This window comes from Bacteroidota bacterium, from assembly GCA_020161395.1.
Lineage (GTDB): Bacteria > Bacteroidota > Ignavibacteria > Ignavibacteriales > Ignavibacteriaceae > UTCHB3.
On sequence record JAIUOE010000002.1, the window covers coordinates 191086 to 214779 of the forward strand.

Below are 23694 nucleotides of genomic sequence, written 5' to 3' on the forward strand. Positions count from 1 at the left end.
CTTGTCATCTATTTTATCACAATCTTTTTAATTATGGGTAAACTTTTCTTTTTTCCGCGATCTTCTGCGTTGAAGGTGAAGGTATATTCCCCTTTTTGATTCGTGGAGAATACACTGACGATTATCGAGTAAATGTCGTCATTCGCTACATCATCACCGTGATCCCTGAAATTTCCGTCATCATACATAAGGAGTGCAGCATTGTTCGAAGTGCCGTCAGGACGCGTAACAACAAAATACACGCGGGAAAGATCCTGCTTTCCGTTGGGATCGATCGCTTTCATTGTAAGTCTGAAAACCGTGGTATCCAGAACAACAAGTGTGTCTGGTGCAACAAGATCACTTATAAGCGGCTCCTGATTGGCAGCACCGTTGTCGAAAACGAACTTGTTGACTGATAACCGGTAACCCGTTCCCTCAAGATCTGATGCAAAATACTCGGTACGATACTCACCGGAAAGAAGTTTCGAGCTCATCGGTACCTTGATTGAGAATATCTTGTCTCCTGCTGTTTCATCACCGGCTTCTTTGTTGCCGTTATCAACGAGGTAATAGGGTGTGGAATTCACTTTTATATCACCGGGGCTGTAAAGATTCATATAAACACTTCCCGGTGCTGTATTATAACCAAGATGGATGTAAAACTTCACGAGTGAATCTGTCGAATTATAAATCAATGTGTCGTATCTGGCGACACTCTGAACGGAATATTGAGCGGGAACGGGATCGACCAGGTTATTGAACGATTTCTCGCATCCACTCAACAATAATATCAGCGCAATGGCTGCTATGCTTTTTTTCATCTTGTTTCTGAATTTTTCAGCAAATATCTTAAAAATACTCCTCTAAAAATATGTAATTAGAGTTGCAGGAATTTATAATACACCCGGTCCTATTATAAACGGCATCGGTATAAACGAAAGGATAAATATCAATATTCCAAAATAACCGACTAACAGTCGTCCAATACTGACCGGTGTATTATCATAAACGGGTGGATGCTTAACTTTAATTACGAAATAGAGAAGCAAAGCCCAAAGAAACCAGCCGGTCCAGCCAATCGTAATGCCTGTATCATAAAACTGATTTATCACTCCCATCCCACCTGCCATAAGGAGGAAAAACATCGCCACCCAGGCAATTTTCTCCTGTGCTTTTTCGCCAAACATTGCATAAATTATATGTCCGCCATCAAGCTGACCAACCGGTAGCAGGTTTAGAGCTGTTACAAACAATCCAAACCAGCCGGCACAAAGATAGGGATAATGATAAATCTCGCTCATCGGCGGGATAAATCCATCCGGTGAACTGGCAAAAAGCTCTCTGAATAGTATAAAAAGCAGATTCTCACCAAACGCGAGGGACAAACCACCGTCTCCGTAACTTGGAAGGTCAAAATCGGGATGGATATTCAATAGAAATTCCTTCCCCGGCAGGTTCTGAAATCCATAAATCAATACTATTACCGAAATAACAAAACCGGCGATCGGACCCGCAATTCCTATGTCAAAAAGGGCTTTTTTGCTGTATATCGGACTTTTTGTTTTTATCACGGCACCCATCGTCCCGAAATTGAGCATACCCGCAATGGTGGGGAAAGGAATAAAGTAAGGAAAAGTAGCCTTCACATTGTGATACTTTGACGCAAAGAAATGACCAAATTCATGGAATCCCAAAATTGCGAGGATCGACAGTGAGTAGGGCAACCCCTCGGCTATTTGCGACACTTCCAACCCTGTACTGGGTGATACGACCCAAAATGCCCCGGCTATCGTGGTGGTAACAAAAGTTGCTACAAAAAGGAGCAAGGGTACAACATAAACCCGGAAGGCACTCTCTTCCATGTTGTTAATATTTCCGTTGTCTGTTTCGCTCATTATTAAAAATCTATTGTAACGCCCGTTGAAAAATATTCGTCATTTAAATCATAGTACTCACCGTGTACATTTTTTCCGGAGTAAAGTGTAAAGACGAGACGGAGACCACTCCCCTCGGGCTTACCAAACTTGATTCCAAACTGTGCGGTGTGATTTGAATTGTAAGCAGTTGTAGACGCAAGTTTGTAGTCGTATGAAACGAACGGGTAAAAATTGCCAAATGAAAGAGATTGTATGTAGGAATCGAATCCGGCTTGCAATATCCAAGGTTTTATTTCCGTTGGATCAACATGGAAAAGATATGTAGCTCCTGCATATACACGGAGATCACCAAAACGGTAGTAGCTCATCAACTCAAAAAATTCACGACTATAAACGATGGGGAATCTCTGATCACGCCACTGCCTGGTTGATCCATCGAAATGACCATCAACAAAGTGAGCACTTATGTGGCTCAATCTGAGTCGTACACCTGCCTCATTTCCTGACGGGAATTCCTTTTTCAAACCGATGTTTAAGCCGAAAAGATAATCAACCGCATCGACGGGAAAGTGAAAGTCAGCTTCACCTCTTAGTCTGGTGTAAGTGAAAAAATCGGCTCCTGTCGAAAGCGTAAAGCCTTTGGAAATCTCTTTGTGAAAAATATCTTTTGAAGCACCGATGTCGAGTCTTAAATCATTCTGTCCCGACTGAAAGAAGACACCCATCCTTGGTTCCAGGAAATTGGAAGTAAATGGTTGTATGTTCAGGTCACCGGGAAAAATTTTGTACGATTGTGCAGTTACCAGAGTGGAAAAGAGGGCAACCGCCAGAATTATCCTGTACGATTTCAATATTTGTTACATTTCTTATTTTATAAAATACCAACATCAAATATAAGAAATCATATCTATTAATTTCGGTTAGAACTGACGCCCCTTCCACTCAACCGACTTTGAAAAAAGGAGTATAAAAGGAAATGTAATCACATACACAAAATAGTAAAGCTCAAAAAACGGAAAGTACCTAATCGTGGATAGAAGTTTAAGTCTGTAAACCACTGAGGTGAGGAAAATGAGGTCAACTGATATGATTGAGGCAATTAATGTTAAACCTGTCGAAGTAAAGAACGGTAGAATGGCAACTGCAAGCAGATGGGCCAGAAAAGCAGTAACCAAAACTGCAATTCCATGAAGTGGTACATTCAGCCCGCCAATCGACCACCTCTTTTTTTGTTTGTAAAGTTGCAGGATGCCCTCTACCGGCAAAGATTCAATGAGAGCATCCTTATCGAGAGGGTAAATAATCTTGTATTTTTTTAATGCTGAAATGGCTGCAAGTAACTGCGAATCTTCGGTAACACTAAAAGGCATGCTCTCGTATCCGCCTGTTTCGTCGTATGCAGCGCGGGAATAAGCCATGTTGTTACCTATTACACTAAGGGGAATCCCGGCATTTACAGTACCGGAGCCTGCCCCAAGAAGATACATAAAATCAAGATGTTGCATCCCCTTGAAAGGGTTACCTGTCTCCTGACATGTCATTCCACCACACAAACCTGTATCTTTTGTAAAGTAGGATGCCATTGTTTTAGCCCACAACGGGTTTACTTTACAGTCGGCATCTGTGGTAAGAATTACTTCACCCTTTGCTACCCTTAAGCCCTGTACCAGCGCATTCGATTTTCCACGGAGATGAGCAACCGGCTCCTGTCCCTCCACAAGTTTAAATCTTGGTCTGTTCTTTATAAATTCTTTGACCAGATGTCCCGTGTTGTCAGTGGAATGATCATCAATTATTATAATTTCGAGCTTTCCCTCGGGGTATTCAAGCTTATCGAGTGCATCCAGGCAGCGAACAATCACCCCTTGTTCATCTCTTACGGCAACCACCACGGATGCCGACGGAAGTTCTTCTTCTGACAACCGGGGAAATTTCCTGTATGTAGCGACCACATACAGAAGTGTCTGCAAAACATACAAAGCCACCACAACAAGTGCGATCAGTTCAAACATTCCCGGGGGGCTCCTGTACAATATTTTTTAAGCGCGATAATATCTGTCGTTTCTTTTAATAAATTCAGTAAAAAATTGTGAGTTTTCTCGTTGTCATGAAAAACCACAATAGAGTCCTGCTTCAAATATTTGTTAATTATTTCACCGGAAAAATCCGGATCGCCTTCATAGTCCCCGCTCAGAAGGTCCCACATGACACACTTTTGACCGGAATTATTTATGTATCTCAGCACACGGGGATCGAATGCTCCATACGGGGGTCTGAAATATTCAATTTCAACTCCTGAAAGGTCTTCCAAAATTTTTTTCGATTCAACCACTTCCCTGTTCAATACGGAAAATGGAGCAAAACGCAACTTCCGGTGTGTAAGCGTATGGTTGCCGATCAAATGCCCTCTTCTTACTGTCTCCCGGACAACCGATTCATTTTTCACAGCCTCATCAACGCGCAGGAAAAACAGGGCTTTTATTGACAGGGCATCGAGTTTATCCAGCAATGAATGCGTAAAGTCCGTGGGTCCGTCATCAAAACTTATCAAGACCCCGTTACCGGTCGTTTTCCAAATAATTTCAGGGAAAATTCTCCTTAATCCTGTCGGAGGAACATACCAAAACTTTGGGCGTTTCATCTTTTATACTCCCTGCCCTTCCATTTGAATCCCCCAAATGCACCTGAAATTGCAGCAAAAAGGATATACGGAATTTGCACAAGCTCAGCCTTTATCAAAAAACCGGGGCTAACTTTCGGAAACAATATCCCCTCCCCCTCTTTTAATATTCTGTATTCTGCTACTGATTTCAAGAGCAGTGAGCCCAGAAAATAGACCGCAAAAGGCGCTCCAAAAGGAACCATTAAAGGCAATGCGACCATAAGCGAAAGATAGAAGAAGAAAATTATCATCAGTTGAGCGACAAGCGCAAAATCTTCGTAAAAAAGACTTTTACTCGCCCATCTGCTCCTCTGATCCGCAAAACTTTTTATATCATTCCCCGGTTTGGTCTCAACTGCTGATTCTTTTTCAAGAACAAACCTGACACCATAACCGAGTCTGTGGATTGCACGCATCAAAAATTCATCATCCCCCGATGCGAACCGGATGTTATCGCGGAAACCATCCACTTTGAAAAACAAATTTTTCCTGAAAGCCATACTGGCAGCGCTGCAAATAACAGGGTTCCCAGCACCTGCAAGTCCCGCACCTGCGAGCCATAAACCACCAAACTCCAGCGCCTGAAATCTATCAAAAAAACTGCTCCCTGTCCTGTATCTCACGGTGCCCGCAACAAACCCCGTTTTTTCATCGAATCCTGATACCAATGATCTGACCCAGCCACGATTCAAATGACAATCAGCATCAGTAATTAAAATCAGTTCACCATTCGCCCGGGATACCCCCAGTTCAATCGCCTTCTTCTTCCCTTCAACTCCCGCTTTTTGATCAATAAATTTTATTCGGGAATATTCGGCTGCGATTTCTTTTACCTGAATCCAGTCATCATCGGAGTGGTCGTTCACTAAAATTACTTCAAATTCAATATCTTCAATATCCAACGCCAGAATATCTTTCATCAACCCGGGTAAATTTTCTGTCTCATTTCGAAAAGGAATTATCACTGTTACAGATTTACTGCCGGATGAAAATCCGGTTGGTCTTTTAATCTTCGATATTCCCCTCTTGATTCTTCCCAGGAAAAAAAGATAAAATAAAAGTGTAAAAATGAAAAAGGCGAGCAGGGGTTCCAAGCCCGGTTATTTCTTTTTTCTGAAGATGAAGATGGCTCCCGGTATCGACGGAATCAAAACATTTATCGTGTAAAGCATGAGTGCAGCGTTAAAACAGGCACCCGCTGATACCCCAAACTGTCCGATAAAAAAGACCGCAGCACTCTCTCTTATCCCAATTTCCCCGAAAGTCACCCCAGGTATTATGCTCTTGGTGAAAAAAACCAGTGCAATACCCATTACGGCTCCCGAAACTTCCTCGATGGATGAATAGGAAAGCAAGAGGAGAAAAAACTGAGTCGAGAACACAAAATAATTACCAACAGAGAATGCAAAATTCTTTGCAAATGTCCCCCTGTGAAACAGACCTATCGATCTGAAATTCAGGAAATATTTCTCCACAAGTTTGAATTTACTGATTTGATCTCCAACGAATCCCCGCCAAAATTCGGGCGACAGCATCAAATAGAGAAGCATTAAATAGACCCCTGTTAGCAGAAACAGGAGAGAAACGGTGAGATTGATATCGACGGAATAAACCCGGTTCAAAAAGATGATAGCAGCAAATGACCCCCCTATCAGAATAACAAGCAGCGAGTTTAGTTTGTCAATCGCTGCGCCTGCAGTCACTTCGGAAAGTCTTACTTCCTTTAAAGGAAATGCCCTCCCCGGATATTCACCTAGTCTGCCGGGAGTCAGCAATCCCGTACTGATACCTGTAAGAATCGAGATAAAAACATCACTCTTCTTTTGCGGTTTGTATGAGAAGTCGCAGATTAATTGCCATTTCTTAAATTGCAGATAAAAGTTGAGCGGGACCAAAGAAACAGCAATTATAAACGGCAGAGATGATTCTATACTCAGAAAAGTGGCAAGTGAGATGTCGCTGAAGCGGGCATTCAGGTAGTAAATCAAGCACGCAGTAATAAGAAGTTTCACACCGAGGAGAAGTCTGAATTTCCAGGCATCCATATTTTTAAAGGAGACTGACCTTATCAAACAGCGGATTCCTTATTAAACTTCTATTGTAAATTTACCCTGCTTCATAATCAGTTCTCCATCAAGGTAAACATCAGGATCTTTTACTACGCCGTCGAGGTGGAGTGGTACCTTTACTTTACCGCCAAAACCCATATTGTCACCAACAGCTATGTGGATCGTCCCCATCACCTTCTCATCTTCAAGAATAAGACCCGAAAGCTGTGCTGAATCATTGGTGCCTATACCAAATTCTGCAATATTATAGGCGTCTCCGCCGACCTTCGCAAGTATCCCGGAGAGCTGTTTTGCATTCTCCCCACCTTCAACCGAGGTAACAAATCCACCTTTAACGGTCAGCTTTATATCCATTTCCTGCATGAGTCCGACTCCCGCAAACGAACCATCGACTATGAATACTCCCTCGGCAGTCCCCTCAACGGGGGCAAGGAATGTCTCCCCGGTTGGCAGATTGCCGCTTTCTCCTCTTGCATGAAAGAGACCCTTCGATGCGTAAGCATCCCGTCCATCAATCGAGAATGAGATATCAGTTCCCTTTGCAGAAGTAACTCTGACATGCTTTCCTATATCGAGAACAGCTTTAAGATTCAACGATCTTTCAGCAATTCTGCTATAATCAGCATTCAATCCCCTGATCATCACATCTTTTGTAATTCCGGGAAATGTCGCCACTCTGGCACCGGTTGCGGATGCATCGCGTCTGGCTTGAGTATGTGTAAGTGATCTGAGAGTGGGACATAAAACAACATCGAACTGTTTCATTAAATTAGCAATGGCTGGAGGTGGCTCCTGTCCATTTACTTCGAGGGGTTGCATTTCGGAATAGACAGCCTTGTGTCCAAGTCGAATGGCTGAAAGATAAAGTTCGTACCCGATCTCATGTTTTTCTGTATCGGAAACAACGAGCACGGTCTCCCCCGCCTTTGCACCCATGCAGTCTCTTATTGCAATATCACAAGCTTTTTGTAATTCGGTCATAATCATAGAGGTATTGATAAATTAAATTGGACTCCGTAAAAAAGCCCTCCTTTTTGTATTGGACTTTCCATCACCTCACTGCTGTTTTCACTTAATGTGAGTTTGTTTCCGGATTCGTCTGTCATGGTTCCTATGGAGTATTCGGCATATCCCATCTTCCCCTCCAGACTTATATTCTGTCCGATGAGGTAAAAAATGAATCCCGAAGCAAAATTGAAGCCAAACCTGTACTGGTCCGAAGTGTATTTTATTCTTGAAACGGGATCATTAATGTCCTCCGTTTTTTTAAACAGGACTGCATTTCCATATGTGGCTTCAAGTTCAAGGATTTTCCAGCTTATGAGTTTCGATATTGGGGTTCCGAGTTCAAGACCTGCACCAAAAACTGTCTGTTTTAGTTCAAGACTGTTTTTATAAAGACTGTACTTCCCTTTTATCTGGGCTTCCTTCAGTTCAGTCATAGCCTCATAAAACACTTTCACGGTATATTCAAGCCCCGAAACCCTGTTTCTGACGAGATTCATGCCGAGGCGATATCCTTTCAGCATTCCAAAATCACCCATCGCAGAAAGGAGCGAGTCCTTCCTAGATGCATTGAATGCATTCACATATCCGTTCAACCCGGGAGACTCAAAATATTTTACTTCATAACCGGCAAAACCACCGACAAGCCCAAGGCATCCGAATCCAAATTTATTGGTTTGCCCGAACATCATCACAGGCATAAAAAATGCAACGGCAACGAAAAACCTAATGACTGTCATCCAAACTCATAATTCATAACTAATAACTCATACCTTCTTCTTGTGCATCATCCCAAACTCAAGCCCGTGCCCGGTCGATCTACCTTCAGCCCATTTGAGCATGAAGGCGAAGAAAAGTCCGAAGAATCCGAGAGTTGAGAAGAAATACATACCAAGTTCGTACCCGCCGCTGGAATCATTAGCCCAGCCGATGAGGAAATTGAATCCCGCAAGACCGATATTCTGAATCATCGTCATCAGTCCATATGCAGTTCCGAGTTTTTGTTCCGGAACAATCAGTGCGACCGAGGGCCACATTACAGCAGGAATCAGTGAGAATGCCAGACCCATCATCGCCATTGGAATCCAGGGTGGCAGAGAGGTCTGCAAAAGCATCATATAAACGGGAATAAGTATTACAGAGCCCAGCATCATCAAAAGCGATCGCTTTCCGATGAAATCTGACAGCAGTCCAAAAAGCGGGGTAAGAACCATGGAAGCAAGTATCAGGATGCTGTTATACATTCCGCCGACTTCCCTCTCGAGACCGTGGTACTCCTGGAAGAATTTGATCGCAAATGTTCTGAACGGGAAGATCCCCGAGTAAAAAGTAACGCACAGAAGCACGATAAACCAGTATGATTTGCTGAATGACAACACTTCCCTTAAAACCACCTTGTCCTGTTTAGCTTCAGGCTTCATATGATAGTTGTTTTTAGCAAAGCTGTCAAGATACCAGTAGGCTAATGCCGTAACCACGGAGATAAATGCCATTATCACAGCGATGTAAAGTGGCAGTTCCCATGAACTGAAGTATGACTTAAAGAAAGTCGGTGAATTGTCGGCTGCAAATGAACCCAGCCTCGCGATTGTAAGATTTATTCCGAACGCAAAAGATAACTCCTTGCCAATAAACCACTTCCCGAGTGCCGTTGTAACCGCGACAATAAGGGATTCGGCACCAAGTCCAAATATCAGTCTGCCGAGCGACATTACCACCAGTTCGTTGCTTATATCTGAATTGAAGACGGAACGGAATGCATCACCCACAAAATAGAGTGAGTCCGTCATTACCGTAACAACTGCTCCGGTAAAGCAAAGAATTGAGAAAAGGGTTATCGATTTTACCGTCCCTATTCTGTCAATTATCAAACCACCCAGCAGTACCATCAGAATATTCGGAACGCTGTAAATTCCCTGCAGCAATCCTATATCTGAATCTGTAAATTTGAGTTGTTTGGCTAACAGATCGGCAACGGGCGCTATGGAATCATAGACATAATAGTTGCCAAACATCGAGAGGGATACAAGAACGAGTACCCCCCACCTGACGGCGAAGGGTACCGGATTTGAATTGTTATCTATTGCGTGTCCTGACATTCTTATCTTTCGGGAACAGTTTCTAATACTTTAACAAGGTGAAACCAGAATTTCTCAACGGATGAAATATTTACCTGTTCATCCGGTGAATGTGCTCCGGTGATTGTAGGACCAAAAGAGACCATATCCATGTTTGGATACTTTTCCTTAATGATGCCACATTCGAGGCCTGCATGAATCGCCTTCACTTCAGGAACCTTTCCATACAATGAATGATACGCATTTTTGGTAACCTGAAGAATTTCAGAGTTCACATCAGGCTTCCAGCCGGGATATCCGTCACCTGTTTCAACTTCGGCACCACCAAGTTCGAAAACTGATGAAACCATTGTAACTGCATCCTCGATTTCTGATTCAACAGAACTTCTCTGGCTTGTACCGATTTCAATTTTGCCTTCATGCATTGTGACAGTTGCAAGATTTGTTGAAGTTTCAACGAGACCCGGGATGTCGGCAGACATTTTGAGAACACCGTGAGGAAGTGCATAGAGCATCAGTATCAACTGATCTTCACTTACTTCATCGAGTACTTTTTTCTTCTCTTCAATTTTTCTGATGACAACGCGAAGGTTTGGTTCAACGGAGGCGAGCTCAGCTTTGACGGTCTTTTCGAATTCGATAACTTCCTCAAGAACCACTGTTTCATCTTCAGGATCCACTGCCAAAACTGCCGAAGCCTCTCTTGGAATGGCATTTCTCTTGCTGCCGCCCTGAACCTCAGCCACACTAACGAGATAATATTGCTGAAGTGTATTCAGTATTCTCGCAAGTATCTTGATTGCATTGCCTCTGCCTGTGTTGATATCAAGACCGGAGTGACCCCCTTTTAGCCCGGAAACCAGCACTTCATAAAATGCATAGTTTTCAGGAGCATCTTCCTGTTCAAAATAAATCGTGCCTTTTGTATCTCTTCCGCCGGAGCAGCCGATGTAGAGTTCTCCGATTTCCTCGGAATCAAGATTCAAAAGTATTTCACCTTCAAGAAGGTCAGTACCGAGATTTGTTGCTCCAGTAAGACCTGTCTCTTCATCAAGAGTAAGTAAAATTTCGAGCGGTCCATGTTCAATTGTTGTATCCACGGCAACTGCCAAAGCTGCTGCGGCACCAATTCCGTTGTCAGCACCGAGAGTGGTTCCCTCAGCTTTTACCCAGTCACCATCAACGAATGGTCTGATGCCTTCCGTTTCAAAGTCGAAAACGACATCGCTGTTCTTTTCGCAGACCATATCGAGATGACCCTGCAAAATAACGGTCTTTTTGTCTTCAAAACCCGGTGTTGCTGGCACTCTGATTATGATGTTGCCGGCATCATCTCTCACATAATCGAGAGAGTTTTCTTCACAAAATTCGAGCACATACTCAACTACAGCTTCCTCTTTTTTCGAAGGACGGGGTCTTGCACACATCTCTTCAAAAATGTCCCAAAGCAGTTGCGGCTTAAGTGTTCCTAATCTGTCTCCCATATCCATACCTCAATTTTCAAGTTCTTTAAAAGTAATGATTTTATTGTAATACATCATGGAGAAGAATTTCACCAGTCTTGCGTCAGGTTCCATTTTTTCTCCAAGTTTTTGTTTAAGCTCTTCGCCGATCTCTTTAACTTTTTTCCTTCCGTCAATCGACTTCCAGACTTCACTCCCGGTCTCATCAAGATCGAGCCTGAAGTCAGGATCCCGTCCGTTTTTCACCATGAGATCATGCATCGGCTTCCATTTGAATCTGGGAATAAGAACAGTAATTATACCGTTCTCCCCGGTCTCAAAATTCTGTAACCTTACAGGGGTAAGCTCAAGGGCGTCTATTCCCTTGAGCTTTTTCCTGTCAGAATATTCCTTAAATATGCTCTTCAAACCGTTTATTTCTGCTTTGAAGTTGCTACTTTATACAATCCGAATCCGAGGAGGACGAATACACCAAGAGAAATTAAATCTCCGGCACCACCAAGTCCTTCCACGAGACCGACATGTAAAACATCTATCACATTTTTGCCGGCTTCAACTTCGGTAGCAATCAAAATTGCAAGTAAAATACCTGTGAGTGAACCACCCGCGATAAGTCCTGAACTGAAAAGTGCTCCCGGTCCAATCTCGCCATCATCAGCATTTGCACCATTCTTTTTCTCGACAAACCACTTAACCAGACCGCCAAGAAATATCGGGGCTGTTGTGGAGAGTGGAAGATAGGCACCTACGGCAAAAGGAAGTGACCTCACACCTGCAAGCTCAAGAACTGCTGAAATTCCCATACCGGTCACAACGAGACCCCATGGAAGATCCTGTGAGAGAAGTCCTTTAATTACTGTCGCCATAAGTGTTGCCTGCGGGGCAGGAAGCGGATTCGATGAAACTTTTGAATCGGCACCAATTCCTATTGCATTATTGAGGATCAACATTGTTGCACCGATAACAACCGATGAAGCCACGACGCCTATGATAAGTCCGTACTGCTGTTTAATTGGTGTTGCACCGACAATATAACCCGTTTTCAAATCCTGTGAAGTGGCACCCGCATTCGCAGCGGCTATACACACAATCGATCCGACAACAAGTGCTATCGGCTGATGTGCACTCCCCGTCCAGCCAAGTCCGACAAAAATAAGACTTGTAGCCATCAGAGTTGCAATCGTCATACCTGAAATCGGATTCGATGATGAGCCGATGATTCCCACTATTCGGGAGGATACGGTAACAAAAAAGAAACCAAAAATCACAATCATTACAGCAGAAAGGAAGTTGGTTGGAATTGAAGGGATGATCGCCATGAAAGCAACCAAAACAACCGCACCGATAAGAACGAATACGAGCGGAAGGTCTTTTTCGGTCCTCAAGGTGCTCTTTCCGGCAGAACCGGCTTTAAAATCACCAATGGAATCTTTGAAGGCACTGACTATCGTTGGAAGTGTTTTTATCAGTGTCATGATACCGCCAAAAGTAACAGCTCCGGCACCAATATACCTGATGTAGTTACCCCAGATTTCACGGGCACTCATGTCTCTTATCAATTTTTCCTTTACGGGAGGGAAAGCTGTCTCAAGTCCGCTTCCGATTAGTGTAATCAACGGAATAAGAACGAGCCACGAAAGTACACCACCCGCAACCATTATACCGGCAATCCTTGGCCCTATGATATACCCGACACCGAGCAATTCGGGAGATATTTCCCCCATTATTGTTCCGTTCGGAAGGGCTGATTTCTTGTCAAAGGTATATGCAGGTGCCTCTTTCCAGAGACCAAAAACTGACATCAGCACTTTATAACCAAATGAAATTCCCAAGCCATAATAAACTTTTTGTGCAAGGTTTCCCCCTTTTTCACCCGCAACAAGCACATCCGCACAGGCTGTACCTTCAGGGTAAGGAAGAACTCCATGCTCCTTCACAATCAAAGACCGGCGAAGAGGTACCATGAACAACACTCCCAGAATACCGCCTGCAAGCGCAAGTACAAATATCTGGAAATATTCGAAGTATTCTACTCCTCCATCAAGGAACAGAAGTGCAGGAATTGTAAACACAACGCCCGCTGCAACCGACTCGCCTGCCGAGCCAATGGTCTGTACTATATTGTTCTCGAGGATGGTTGATTTACCAATCTTTTTGAATACTGCTATTGCCAATACTGCGATCGGTATTGATGCACTGACCGTTAATCCGACTTTCAGTCCAAGATATACAGTAGCAGCACCAAAAATAATTCCGAAGATAGCACCAAGTATTATCGCCTTTGGTGTAAATTCGGGCACAAAATCAGCCGCAGAGATATACGGCTTAAATGTTTTCTCATTTTGTTCGCTTTTAGCCATGTTTTTCCAATGTTATGATTACCAAAAAACAGAAACCACAATTTACCTATAATTGACGAAATATCAAGAGGGTTTTTAGGGTTTAAGTCTTGTTGGTGGAAACAATAACCGGGTAAGGAATGAGATACTGAGGATGTATGAAATTTGTGAGGTTTGTGATTTCCCCAATGCAGTCCAAATTGGAATTAAATTAGAAATGCAGATTCTCTTAATTGGATAATGACCAGTTGATCAGATAATTTCACGCTCCATAAACAACTCTGAAATTTGATAGAACTGAGTTTCTTCTTACAGCATTTCTGCTGTTGATTACAGCGCGCTTGGAAACAAGATCCACTTTTCTGTTGAAAAAACGCTCAAAATCCAGTCTTATTCTTTCAAATTTTGAAAGAGTAACTATTGCTTCAGGTTGAAATTCAATCAAAATATCGATGTCACTGCTGGAATTGAAATCGTTTCTGATCACGGAACCAAAAAAAGAAAGCTGTTTGACTTTCCATTTCTGACACAGCAAATCGAGTTCATTCTGATCATATTCAATATTGTGAAACATAATATCTCCAAAATTCATTTGTCAAACTTACAAAAAAATAAAATTAATTGTAATTTACGCATTCTTCAAGGTTCCGAATCTCCGAAACTCCGAAACTCCAAGGTTCCGAATCTCCGAAGTTCCGAATCTCCGAATCTCCGAAACTCTCCCTTATACTTTGAGATATTTCACAGCCTCGACGGGGTCGAGTTCGTTCATACCGAGCATGTTACCGAGATTTGCACCATCGGAGATGGCGAGGACGGTTGCGGTAATCTTTTCCGCTTCCTCTCTGGTTTTGCAGAACGGGAGAATTGCTTCGGTGATAGTTTGCTTCATCTGCTGATAAATTTTGAGAATTTTAAACCCGAGCTTTTTGTTGCCTTGAAGAATTTCCAGATAGATGAAGTGGAGAATCTTGGCATTTTTCCTCTCCACCGTAAGGGCATTTATAGCGATGGAGAGGATATCTTTTCCTTTTTTGGGTGCAATTTTCTCGAGGTCTTCTTTTATTCTGAAGGCAGTTTCCTCGAAGTTTTTGCGGGCAATCTCCTCGATCAGACTGTCTTTCGACCTGAAGTGGTAGTAGAGTGTCCCCTTGCTGATCTTTATGCTCTTCGCCACCTCTGCCAGACTGGTATTCTGTATCCCCTTTTGGAGAATTTGTGCCGAAGCAGTCGCCAGAATCCTGTCCCTTGTCGGTTCCTGTGGTGCAGCGGGTTTCTTTACTGAAATCAATATTTTACCCCGAGTTCATCCAACAACCAGGGAGCTCCACCCACTTTTTGAACATTCCAAAGGACATACCGGATATCGACACCAATCGAACGGCTGTAGTCCTGATTCCAGGCATAATCATTTATGGTGGCACCAAACGCTCTGTCGAAATTAAGTCCGATCAGTCTTCCCCATGCATCAAGTACGGGGCTTCCGGAATTGCCGCCTGTCGTATCCAGATTATAGAGCATTGCAACCGGAAGATCATCAAGGTCGACATCCTTGAATCTGCCGTAATCTCTTTTCTGCCACAAATCTTTGAGTTTTGGAAGGAGTTTATAATCAGGATTTCCCGAAAGACCTTTTTCGATTACTCCACCCAAAGTGGTGAAAGGTTTGTAATATGTAGCATCTGCCGGTGTGTAACCTTTGATGTATCCATAGGTCAGACGGAGTGTTGAGTTGGCATCTGGAATGAAAGATCTGTTCATGTAAAGTTTTTTTACTTCAATGTAATCCGCAAGAAGAGAGTTCAGATTTCCATCCGCATTTTTAGCAATTTCACCGGATCTTGTAAACTCAGCGTCGAACTCTGCGTACATATCCACGAGCGGGTCTTTAAGTTCAGCGAATTCCGCCGGCGTCATCTCCAGCATTTTGGTAAAATTCTCTTTATCCAAAAGGCGTGTTTTCGAGGTTACAGCCCTGTAATATTCCTCTGCCTCCGTTGCTGCGGGTCTGTTTGTAATGAATCTTGCGAGTACGGGATTGTCTTTCAACTCACCTCTCTTGGCAGCATCGGCGATGACAATTTTGAAGTGGTTCAGATCAGCTTCGGGGATGTAATTCGTAAAAAGCTCATTGATTGTAGCATCCAGTTGAGCTTTGTTTTTGGCTTTGAAAATGTTTGGTCTTTTCTCATCAGGGAGCAATTTTGCGGACATGTACTCAGCCATCAATTCACCAAGCTGGTATGCAGTCGAGAATCTCGAAAGAACTGTTCCAAAAAGATTGAGTGAAGTCACTTTGAATAACGGTTCATACTCCTTTTTTATTTTTGCCATCAGACCGCTGTATTTTGCTTTGAGCTGAGGATCGGAAGCTATAAATTTCTCGAGTTCCACTTCCTCCCGTTCCTTCTGACCGATGATATCAACCTTGTTGAATCCGATCAGCTTGCCTCTGAAATTTTTCTCGGTGTTTGCCATTGTTTTAATCTGGGGATCGAGCTTGAGTTTCCAGTCGGGATTCTGTGCACTCAATTCTTCAAATTTGGCAATTACAGATGCGAAAACCTGCTGCATGTAAGGAAGCCGCACATCCCTGTGAAGCTTCAGGAATTCCGATGGCCTGTTTCTGTAAGTAATGCCGGGATAGCCGAGTACAAAAACGAAGTCGTTTTCCTTCACACCGTCAGGATTTACTTTGATGAATTTCTTTGGTTTGTAAGGGATATTTTCCTTCGAGTAAGGCTTTGCGGAACCATCAGGAGCCACATAAGCTCTAAGGAATGAAAAGTCTCCTGTGTGACGGGGCCATACCCAGTTATCAGTTTCACCTCCAAACTCACCGATTGCACGGGCAGGAACATAAACAAGCCGCACATCCTTTAACTCTTTGTAGAGAAACAGGATATAGGTTTTACCTATGAACATTTCGGAAACTTCAGCCTTTATTCCGGGTTCTTTTTGAGCCTCTTCAACCAGTTTGCGGCGGGCTTTATTTATTGCATCAACTCTCTCGGCAGACTCTTTTCCCTCTGCAGCCTGCAAAATAAACTCCGACACATCCTTGTACCCTACTGTGATCTGGCATGTCAAACCCTTTGCGGGTATCTCAAGCTCTTTTTTCCCCGCAATAAATCCGTTCTCAAGGTAATTGTTCTCGACTGTGCTGGCTTCTGCAACATAATCGAAGGAGCAGTGATGGTTTGTAAGAATCAATCCGTCGTCCGACACAAATGATCCTGTACATCCCCCTACCTTCACCAATGCATCAATCAGACTCACACCGTTCGGGTTGTAAATTTCCTCAATTCCAATCTTAAGTCCTGCGTCTTTTAGATTAAGACCGGGTATCTCGCTCAGAGGAAACATCCCTTCATCAGGAATTCTCGATCCTGCAAAAATGAAAAGAAGTGCGACAAGAGTGATTTTAAGTCTGTATTTTTTTAAGAATGTGTGCATTTGTGATCGCCTTGTTTTTGTTGAGTGACTCGAGAGACTTGAGAGACCTGAGAAACTCGAGAGACCTGAGAAACTGTCCTGAAGTTCCGAGGTTCCGAAGTTCCGAAGTTCTTATAAAAAAAGCTGCCCTGTTTTAACGCAAGGCAGCTATATCTCTATTCATTTTAAGTTATGCAGTAACCGAAACGGGTTCCACTTTTGTTGTCCAGCCGAAACGGTCGGGCAATATGCCTTTCTGGATACCGGTCAGTTCTTTGAAAAGGCGTTCGGCAAGTTTTCCGACCTGACGATCGCAGAAAACGAGACTTTTATCCTTATACTTCAATTCACAAACCGATGATATAATGGCCGCAGTACCGGTTCCAAATACTTCGAGTACTTCACCTTTTTCATATCTTGTCAGCAGTTCATCCAAAGAAACCTGTCTCTCACTTACCTTGTATCCCCAGTCTCTCAGAATTTGAATTGCTGATTTTCTGGTGATGCCGGGGAGTATTCCACCGGTAAGCTGAGGTGTAGCCACTTCATCTTTGAACTGCACAAATATGTTCATTGTACCGACTTCTTCAATATACTTCAATTCCACAGCATCAAGCCAAAGAGTCTGGGTGCAACCCTCTTTTTTGGCGATTTCCTGGCCAATGAGGCTTGCGGCATAATTGCCGGCAGTCTTGCACTCGCCAAGACCTTTTCTCACGGTACGAACATATTCGTCCTGAATGAGGATCTTGACCGGTTTAAAACCTTCGGGGTAATACGCTCCGACAGGTGAAAGCAACAGAATAAATTTATATGTATCTGATGGTTTGACCCCTAGAACAGGATCGTCACCATACATGAATGGTCTGACATACAAGGAATCGCTCTCCCCGCGGGGAACCCAATTCCGTTCAATCCATACGAGCTCCTTAAGCGCATCCACACAATAGTCGACATCCACTTCGGGCATGCAAAGCCTTCTTGCAGAATTGTTCATTCTCATGAAGTTCTCCTCCGGTCTGAATAACTGGTACTCACCATCTGGAGTGTAATAAGCTTTTAAGCCTTCGAATATCGTCTGTCCATAGTGCAACACAGAAGTTGCAGGATGCATCTGAAGCGAAGCAAGTGATGTTATTTGTGGATTATGCCACCCTTTTGCAGGTGTGTAATCCATGACGAATACATTGTCAGTAAAGTACTTTCCAAATCCAAGCTGTTCCGGCAGAACTACCGGCTCTGTTCTTTCGAACAGGTTATACTTGATATTTTCCAAATCTCCCGTCCTTTCATTTTTAGGGTGAAAGTTATACGGAAATGTACGAAAATCAGTCAATTATAAAAAGTCAAATCGGACTACAATCTCATCATCATAGCAACTTCCTGAGCTGCCTTCATGTTGAAATCATTGGTAAGGGTCTTGTTGTTCACGAGATCCATAATAGTACCGATAAGACAAAGACCACCGGTGAAAAGATAGAGAATACCCATACCTATCTGACCGAGGTAAAATCTCTGAATACCGCCCGCTACAAAAAAACCGAGAACTGTTAAGATCATAACTGTCTGGGCATCTTTTCTTTTCTGCGAATAGACCATCGCAAATTCTTTAGCCTGATCGTCTGACATTTTTGAAAAATACGACTCGAGAAAGCTCATTTCTTCGAATGATGCTTGTGGTAAAAAGTCTTGAACTCTTGCCATAGGGGACCTCTGTTATTAAATGAATTGGGTTAATTGATTAGTTGAATATTTATCGTAATTGTCTTAAATAAAACCATGGCATTACGTCTATTGCTTTTGCCATAGTGTTTTCCGGTCTTTTTTGAAATTATATTGAGTGTATGATATTTGCACAATCCTGTAAAGAAGCATGGGAAGTGCGAGCAACCCGAGTTTGTGAGTTTCCCAACTCAGTCCGGGCTCTCCGTGCAAAAGATAAGAAACCGACCTGCCCAATCCGCATCCGGGGCAATATTCGAATCCAAGATTGCTATATATGCAAAATGTAAAATCACTCTCTTTGAACGGGTCATAAAAAAAGAGGTAAAAAATGGCTGCCACCCAAATGGTTACTTCAAACCACGGCGATTTCACAAACTTAAAAATAGCTTTTAAGATATGCAGGAAATTCTCTCTTTTTTTAATCTCAAGTTAATAAAGTTTTTCAAATAACTGAAAATAAAACGATGTTTACACACCATTTCATTGCTTTTTCCGCATTAATACAGAAAAAACAAGCCTGCATTCCGTCGCATGATCCTTATCTCCCCCATCGCATGAATAAATTCAGGTTAAATGCTTATTTTTAAATTCATAAAACAACCTGTTTATAGGTATTCAAACCGCAAAGCCAACAAGTAACTGCAAATGGAAACGACCGGATGAAAAAAACAGCTTTGATAATCCTTGTATTGATCTCACTGACAATCGATGCATTTCCGTCTGATCCGTCAAACCCGGTTTTATTATATTCCGGGCATAAAGTCTCTCCACTCGAGAAGGGTTTTGGAGTTGTACTTTTATCAGGTCCCAATCTGGAAGATGCAAAAGCACAGGCGAAGAAATTTGCCGACATGGGTATGACCGTCCGGGTTGTCAAAAATGAAGCTGCTAAAAAGAACCGTTACAGGGTTGTTGCAGGACTCTTTTCCAAAAGAACTGACGCCGAATTCTATAAAAAAGAATTACAGGCTGAACTCAAAATAAAAAAACTCTGGGTTCTGGAGTTTACACCTGAAAACAAAGTGGTTCTCACCCTCAAAGGACAAAATACTCCAAAGAACAACGATAAGAAGGAACCCCAAAAAGAGAAAGACAAACCCGCCGATAAAAATCCGTTACCAAAAAAGGATGGAGAAACCACCGACAAAATGACTGATAAGGAGAAAAAAAATGAACAAAAGGTAAGTGAAGAGATATCCTCTCTCTTGAATACTTACAACACTGTCCTTATTATTTATAATATTGGTGAACTGAAAACATTAAACGACTTTATCCATCCGACTGTCGGATTTACTGTGTTGCAGAATTCAGGGGCTTATATAAAACTCGAATGGTTCAATAAAATCGATTCAATTCTCGACCACCCTTTGATGAAGGTAGTACCAAAATCGTGTCAGCCAAAATTCGAAGAGATTCCTCAATACAGATGTGAATTGGAGAGCTGGTCGAAAACAGGATGTTTTATGGGTAAAATCGATCCTGCAGCAAAAGAGTTTTTGCGTTTCGAGAAAAAATCGGAGAACCAGGAACTGCCTTCTGCAACTCTTGATAAAATCAAAAACAGTGAAAAATACACCCTTTGGACTTTAATTCAGACCGACAATGCCCCCTACTACCATAAATTCCGTCTCTATTTCGGCTTCATCGACGGCAGATGGTATATCACCGGCATTGACCTGACGATACCATGCTCGCTTTAGCTATTAGGTATTAGGTATTAAATTTACAGAAATTAACTATGAATTCCCAATTTCTCTTTGGAAGTGGTTTGATTCGGGTAGAAACTTTTGTCCCCGGCACAAAAGTCTGTATATCGAATTAATACCTAATACCTAATACCTAATAATTATTGTTCATACCTCAGCGCTTCAATCGGGTCAAGATTTGCGGCTTTGTATGCCGGGTAGGTTCCAAAAAGTACACCAACCATTATGCAGAGGCCGATGCCAATAAGAATCCAGTCGTAGGGTACGGCTGCTTTAGCGTTGAGGAATGATCCGGCAAGATTTCCGATACCCACTCCGAGGAAAATGCCCACAAGTCCGCCAAGGAAACAGAGAAGTATCGCTTCAATCATGAACTGGAGCAAGATCTGATAACTCTTCGCCCCGATTGCTTTTCTGATACCAACTTCTCTTGTTCGCTCTGTCACAGAGACCAGCATAATATTCATGATACCAATTCCGGCTGCAAGCAATGCGATGAAGGAAACCACTCCGGCACCGATCTTGGCATAGATAGTCACATCGTTAATTTGACTCAACACAGATTCATTGCTGAAAATCTCGAAATCACTCTCTTCACCGGGTGCGTTTTTCCTGATGGAACGCATCATCCCGATCGCAGTTTCAATAACCTTATCGTAGTCTTCCTTGGAATGTGAAGTGACAGTTATATTCACACTGTTTTTATATTTTCCGTAGTATCCCTGAAAAGTCGTAATAGGAATCGTAACAAAGTTGTCACGGCTCTGACCAAACATCTGTCCCTGACCTTCATACACGCCAATCACTTTCAGAGGTTTGCCGTCCACTCTGATTTCCTTACCTATCGGATCAACATTATCAAAAATTTTCGTGGCAACATCTTTTCCCAGGATGACAACATTATTACTGTTCTGAACATCGAGATCGCGAATTTCCCTCCCAAACTCCACTTTCCAGTCGTTGGTTTTTATGGCAAGAGCTGTAATTCCTGAAATCGACACATTAGGGTTGGTCTCTTTGTTACGGTATTTTATTACTTTACCAAACTGCCACTGCTCGGCACCAACAAACTTTGCAACAGTCAGTCCGTCTTTAAGCCGGTAATACTCCTCAAGGGTGATGTCCCTTCTGTTTCTGTATTTCGCCATCGCCCCAGGACCACCTGAACGGATTGCAGGGAATTTTTGTATCTGGAAGGTATTCTTGGCAAGTGATGCGACACCTTCCTCGATGCTTGTCTGGAGCATCGTGATCACTGTCATAATCACTATGATTGAAAAAATACCGACTACAATTCCAAGAATTGTAAGAGCAGCTCTAAGTTTGTTTGCTCTGAGCGCCCCCAGAGCTAGTATTAATGATTCAAAAAAACTTGTCATTCGTACCTCAATGCCTCCACAGGATCAAGTTTGGATGCCTGCCATGCCGGGGCAAATCCCGCCAGAACTCCGACTATCAGAGAAATAACAATAGCTATTACAACCGCATCATACTGAACTGATGTCGGCAGCCACTGATTGACCAGCATACTAAGCAAAACGGCATTTATGAGACCGACCAATCCTCCCAGCAGACATATTGCCGACGATTCCATCAGAAACTGTAATAAAATGGTCCTTCTTTTCGCTCCGATAGCCTTTCTTACACCAATCTCTCTGGTTCTTTCTTTCACAGACACAAACATGATATTCATGATGCCAATTGCACCCACAAACAGGGAGAGACCTGTGATGAAAAGACCGCCGACTGAGATAACCCCTACAGTGGAGTTGTAGTTTTCCATCAACCCTTCCTGCTGGTTTACAGAGAAATTGTTGTCGTCACCAAGACGCAAGCCTCTTACTTTTCTCATCACCCCGATTGCCTCATCCTTTACCTCATTCACCATGGCATTACTTGGAGCTTTTACATCAATAGTAACACTTCTGAAATTTGAATTCACAAAATGTTTGAACAGAACTCCGATCGGGACAAAAACCTGCTTGTCAGGGTTAAAATTGCCAAGGATGAAGCTCCCCTGTTCATTTAACACACCCACAACCCGGAAGTCGAAACCTCCAATTTTGACTATGTTACCGAGGCTGTTACCCGCAGGGAAGAGATTTTTCTCCACCTCCGAACCGAGTACCGCGACATATCTTGAAGACTTGCTCTCGATGTCGGAATAGAATCTTCCCGACTTAAAAGTAAAATTCGTGGTTTCAAGATACTCGGCAGTGGAACCGGAGACGAAAATATTCTCCATCGCAAGTTCACCGTTCTTAACAGTTTCATTCGACCAGATGGTTGGAGCCACAGCCACGGGAAGTTTTGCGAGTCTTTTATATTTCTCGTAATCTTCCATAGTTATATTGGGTCTTTTTCTGATTTTCCACCAGTCGACATTACTGAACCATTCCCACTTGTCGATATGAAGCACATCTGAACCGAGGGAACTGATCCCCCGCTGGAATGCACCATCAATACCCTTAATGGCAGTCGACATCAATACAACTGAAGTAACACCGATTACTATGCCGAGAGTCGTCAGAAAAGTTCGAATCTTGTTCGCCTTGATAGCTGTGAAAGCTATCAGAAGTCCTTCTTTGATCTCATACAAAAAGGTACTCAAATTGTTTGAACTCCATCTTTATGTTCGCTGACAATCAATCCGGGAATGATCCGGTTAACAACTGATTTATCACTCTCGATCAGTCCGTCTTTTAGTCTGATTATTCTCTGTGCATGACGCGCAACCTCATCCTCGTGTGTGACAAGAATAATGGTGTTCCCTTTTTGATGAATCTCATGGAACAGAGCCATAATCTCTTCACCTGTCTTGGAATCAAGGTTACCTGTCGGTTCATCAGCGAGAATAATTGCAGGATTTGTAGCCAGTGCTCTCGCAATAGCCACTCTCTGTCTCTGGCCGCCGGAAAGTTCGTTTGGTTTGTGATGGATTCTGTCGCCCAGTCCCACACTCTTCAGTGCATTCTCAGCCCTTTCTCTTCTTTCGTGTTTTGGCATACCTGAATAAATCAGGGGCAACTCAACATTATGGAGAGAATTGCTTCGCGACAGGAGGTTGAATGTCTGGAAAACAAAACCAATCTCACGGTTACGGATCTCGGCGAGCTGATTATCCGACATTTGACTCACATTGTTTCCTTTGAACTCGTACCTTCCGCTTGTCGGGGTATCGAGACAACCAAGCATGTTCATCAATGTTGATTTGCCGGAACCCGATGGTCCCATGATGGCGACATACTCATTTGCATCAATTTTCAACGAAACATCCGCAAGCGCACGAACTTCCTGAGTACCGATCTTATAGATCTTCTTTATGTTCTCAATGGTTATTATGTTCATTTAAC

23 protein-coding genes are annotated in these 23694 nt (G+C 42.9%); 1 reads left to right on the top strand and 22 read right to left on the bottom strand.

Features of this window, described 5'->3' with window-relative positions; translation table 11 throughout:
- Positions 1-8: 8 nt before the first annotated feature.
- The 19 genes from LCH52_03410 to LCH52_03500 form a co-directional block, all read right to left on the bottom strand.
- The gene (locus LCH52_03410) at positions 9-803 is read right to left on the bottom strand and encodes a hypothetical protein (GenBank protein ID MCA0387522.1); all 795 of its coding nucleotides are present in this window, start codon (positions 801-803) and stop codon (positions 9-11) included.
- 72 nt (positions 804-875) lie between these two features.
- Positions 876-1877 (bottom strand): site-2 protease family protein, encoded by a 1002-nt coding sequence (locus LCH52_03415; GenBank protein MCA0387523.1) that lies wholly within the window; start codon positions 1875-1877, stop codon positions 876-878.
- 2 nt (positions 1878-1879) lie between these two features.
- On the bottom strand, positions 1880-2710 hold the full coding sequence (locus LCH52_03420; protein ID MCA0387524.1) for a DUF1207 domain-containing protein: 831 nt from the start codon (positions 2708-2710) through the stop codon (positions 1880-1882).
- Between the two features lie 69 nt (positions 2711-2779).
- Positions 2780-3871: a glycosyltransferase gene (locus LCH52_03425; GenBank protein MCA0387525.1), complete on the bottom strand. Its 1092-nt coding sequence runs from the start codon at positions 3869-3871 to the stop codon at positions 2780-2782.
- Positions 3859-4500 (bottom strand): polysaccharide deacetylase family protein, encoded by a 642-nt coding sequence (locus tag LCH52_03430; protein MCA0387526.1) that lies wholly within the window; start codon positions 4498-4500, stop codon positions 3859-3861. The genes LCH52_03425 and LCH52_03430 overlap by 13 nt, the downstream gene beginning before the upstream one ends.
- Positions 4497-5486, bottom strand: a complete 990-nt coding sequence (locus LCH52_03435) for a glycosyltransferase (GenBank protein ID MCA0387527.1) — start codon at positions 5484-5486, stop codon at positions 4497-4499. Before LCH52_03435 ends, LCH52_03430 begins: the two co-directional genes overlap by 4 nt.
- A 135-nt stretch (positions 5487-5621) precedes the next feature.
- On the bottom strand, positions 5622-6593 hold the full coding sequence (locus LCH52_03440) for a flippase-like domain-containing protein (protein MCA0387528.1): 972 nt from the start codon (positions 6591-6593) through the stop codon (positions 5622-5624).
- A 15-nt stretch (positions 6594-6608) separates the two neighbouring features.
- The gene (locus tag LCH52_03445) at positions 6609-7571 is read right to left on the bottom strand and encodes an aminopeptidase (GenBank protein MCA0387529.1); all 963 of its coding nucleotides are present in this window, start codon (positions 7569-7571) and stop codon (positions 6609-6611) included.
- 2 nt (positions 7572-7573) lie between these two features.
- On the bottom strand, positions 7574-8335 hold the full coding sequence (locus LCH52_03450) for a hypothetical protein (protein ID MCA0387530.1): 762 nt from the start codon (positions 8333-8335) through the stop codon (positions 7574-7576).
- A 27-nt stretch (positions 8336-8362) separates the two neighbouring features.
- On the bottom strand, positions 8363-9694 hold the full coding sequence (locus LCH52_03455; GenBank protein ID MCA0387531.1) for an MFS transporter: 1332 nt from the start codon (positions 9692-9694) through the stop codon (positions 8363-8365).
- Positions 9695-9696: 2 nt separating this feature from the next.
- Positions 9697-11157, bottom strand: a complete 1461-nt coding sequence (locus tag LCH52_03460) for an aminoacyl-histidine dipeptidase (GenBank protein ID MCA0387532.1) — start codon at positions 11155-11157, stop codon at positions 9697-9699.
- A gap of 9 nt (positions 11158-11166) precedes the next feature.
- Positions 11167-11544: a PqqD family protein gene (locus tag LCH52_03465; protein MCA0387533.1), complete on the bottom strand. Its 378-nt coding sequence runs from the start codon at positions 11542-11544 to the stop codon at positions 11167-11169.
- Between the two features lie 5 nt (positions 11545-11549).
- Positions 11550-13496, bottom strand: coding sequence for an oligopeptide transporter, OPT family (locus LCH52_03470; GenBank protein MCA0387534.1), 1947 nt, complete (start codon positions 13494-13496; stop codon positions 11550-11552).
- 241 nt (positions 13497-13737) lie between these two features.
- Entirely contained in the window at positions 13738-14049 is a 312-nt protein-coding gene (locus LCH52_03475; protein MCA0387535.1) for a nucleotidyltransferase domain-containing protein, read from the bottom strand.
- Positions 14050-14199: 150 nt separating this feature from the next.
- Positions 14200-14766, bottom strand: a complete 567-nt coding sequence (locus LCH52_03480) for a TetR/AcrR family transcriptional regulator (GenBank protein ID MCA0387536.1) — start codon at positions 14764-14766, stop codon at positions 14200-14202.
- The gene (locus tag LCH52_03485) at positions 14763-16931 is read right to left on the bottom strand and encodes a S46 family peptidase (GenBank protein ID MCA0387537.1); all 2169 of its coding nucleotides are present in this window, start codon (positions 16929-16931) and stop codon (positions 14763-14765) included. Before LCH52_03485 ends, LCH52_03480 begins: the two co-directional genes overlap by 4 nt.
- 169 nt (positions 16932-17100) lie before the next feature.
- Positions 17101-18186, bottom strand: coding sequence for a branched-chain amino acid aminotransferase (locus LCH52_03490; protein ID MCA0387538.1), 1086 nt, complete (start codon positions 18184-18186; stop codon positions 17101-17103).
- 80 nt (positions 18187-18266) lie between these two features.
- Positions 18267-18614: a TM2 domain-containing protein gene (locus tag LCH52_03495; GenBank protein ID MCA0387539.1), complete on the bottom strand. Its 348-nt coding sequence runs from the start codon at positions 18612-18614 to the stop codon at positions 18267-18269.
- An 87-nt stretch (positions 18615-18701) separates the two neighbouring features.
- On the bottom strand, positions 18702-18974 hold the full coding sequence (locus tag LCH52_03500; GenBank protein MCA0387540.1) for a DUF2752 domain-containing protein: 273 nt from the start codon (positions 18972-18974) through the stop codon (positions 18702-18704).
- Positions 18975-19294: 320 nt separating this feature from the next.
- Here LCH52_03500 and LCH52_03505 point away from each other — a divergent pair, with 320 nt between their 5' ends.
- Positions 19295-20335, top strand: coding sequence for an SPOR domain-containing protein (locus LCH52_03505; GenBank protein ID MCA0387541.1), 1041 nt, complete (start codon positions 19295-19297; stop codon positions 20333-20335).
- A gap of 146 nt (positions 20336-20481) precedes the next feature.
- Here LCH52_03505 and LCH52_03510 read toward each other — a convergent pair whose 3' ends face one another.
- Genes LCH52_03510 through LCH52_03520 form a run of 3 tightly spaced genes read right to left on the bottom strand, consistent with a single transcriptional unit; the run spans position 20482 to position 23683 of the window.
- Entirely contained in the window at positions 20482-21720 is a 1239-nt protein-coding gene (locus LCH52_03510; GenBank protein ID MCA0387542.1) for an ABC transporter permease, read from the bottom strand.
- A complete protein-coding gene (locus LCH52_03515; protein MCA0387543.1) occupies positions 21717-22952 on the bottom strand; it encodes an ABC transporter permease in 1236 nt (411 codons plus the stop codon). The genes LCH52_03510 and LCH52_03515 overlap by 4 nt, the downstream gene beginning before the upstream one ends.
- Positions 22949-23683: an ABC transporter ATP-binding protein gene (locus tag LCH52_03520; protein ID MCA0387544.1), complete on the bottom strand. Its 735-nt coding sequence runs from the start codon at positions 23681-23683 to the stop codon at positions 22949-22951. Before LCH52_03520 ends, LCH52_03515 begins: the two co-directional genes overlap by 4 nt.
- Positions 23684-23694: the final 11 nt, after the last annotated feature.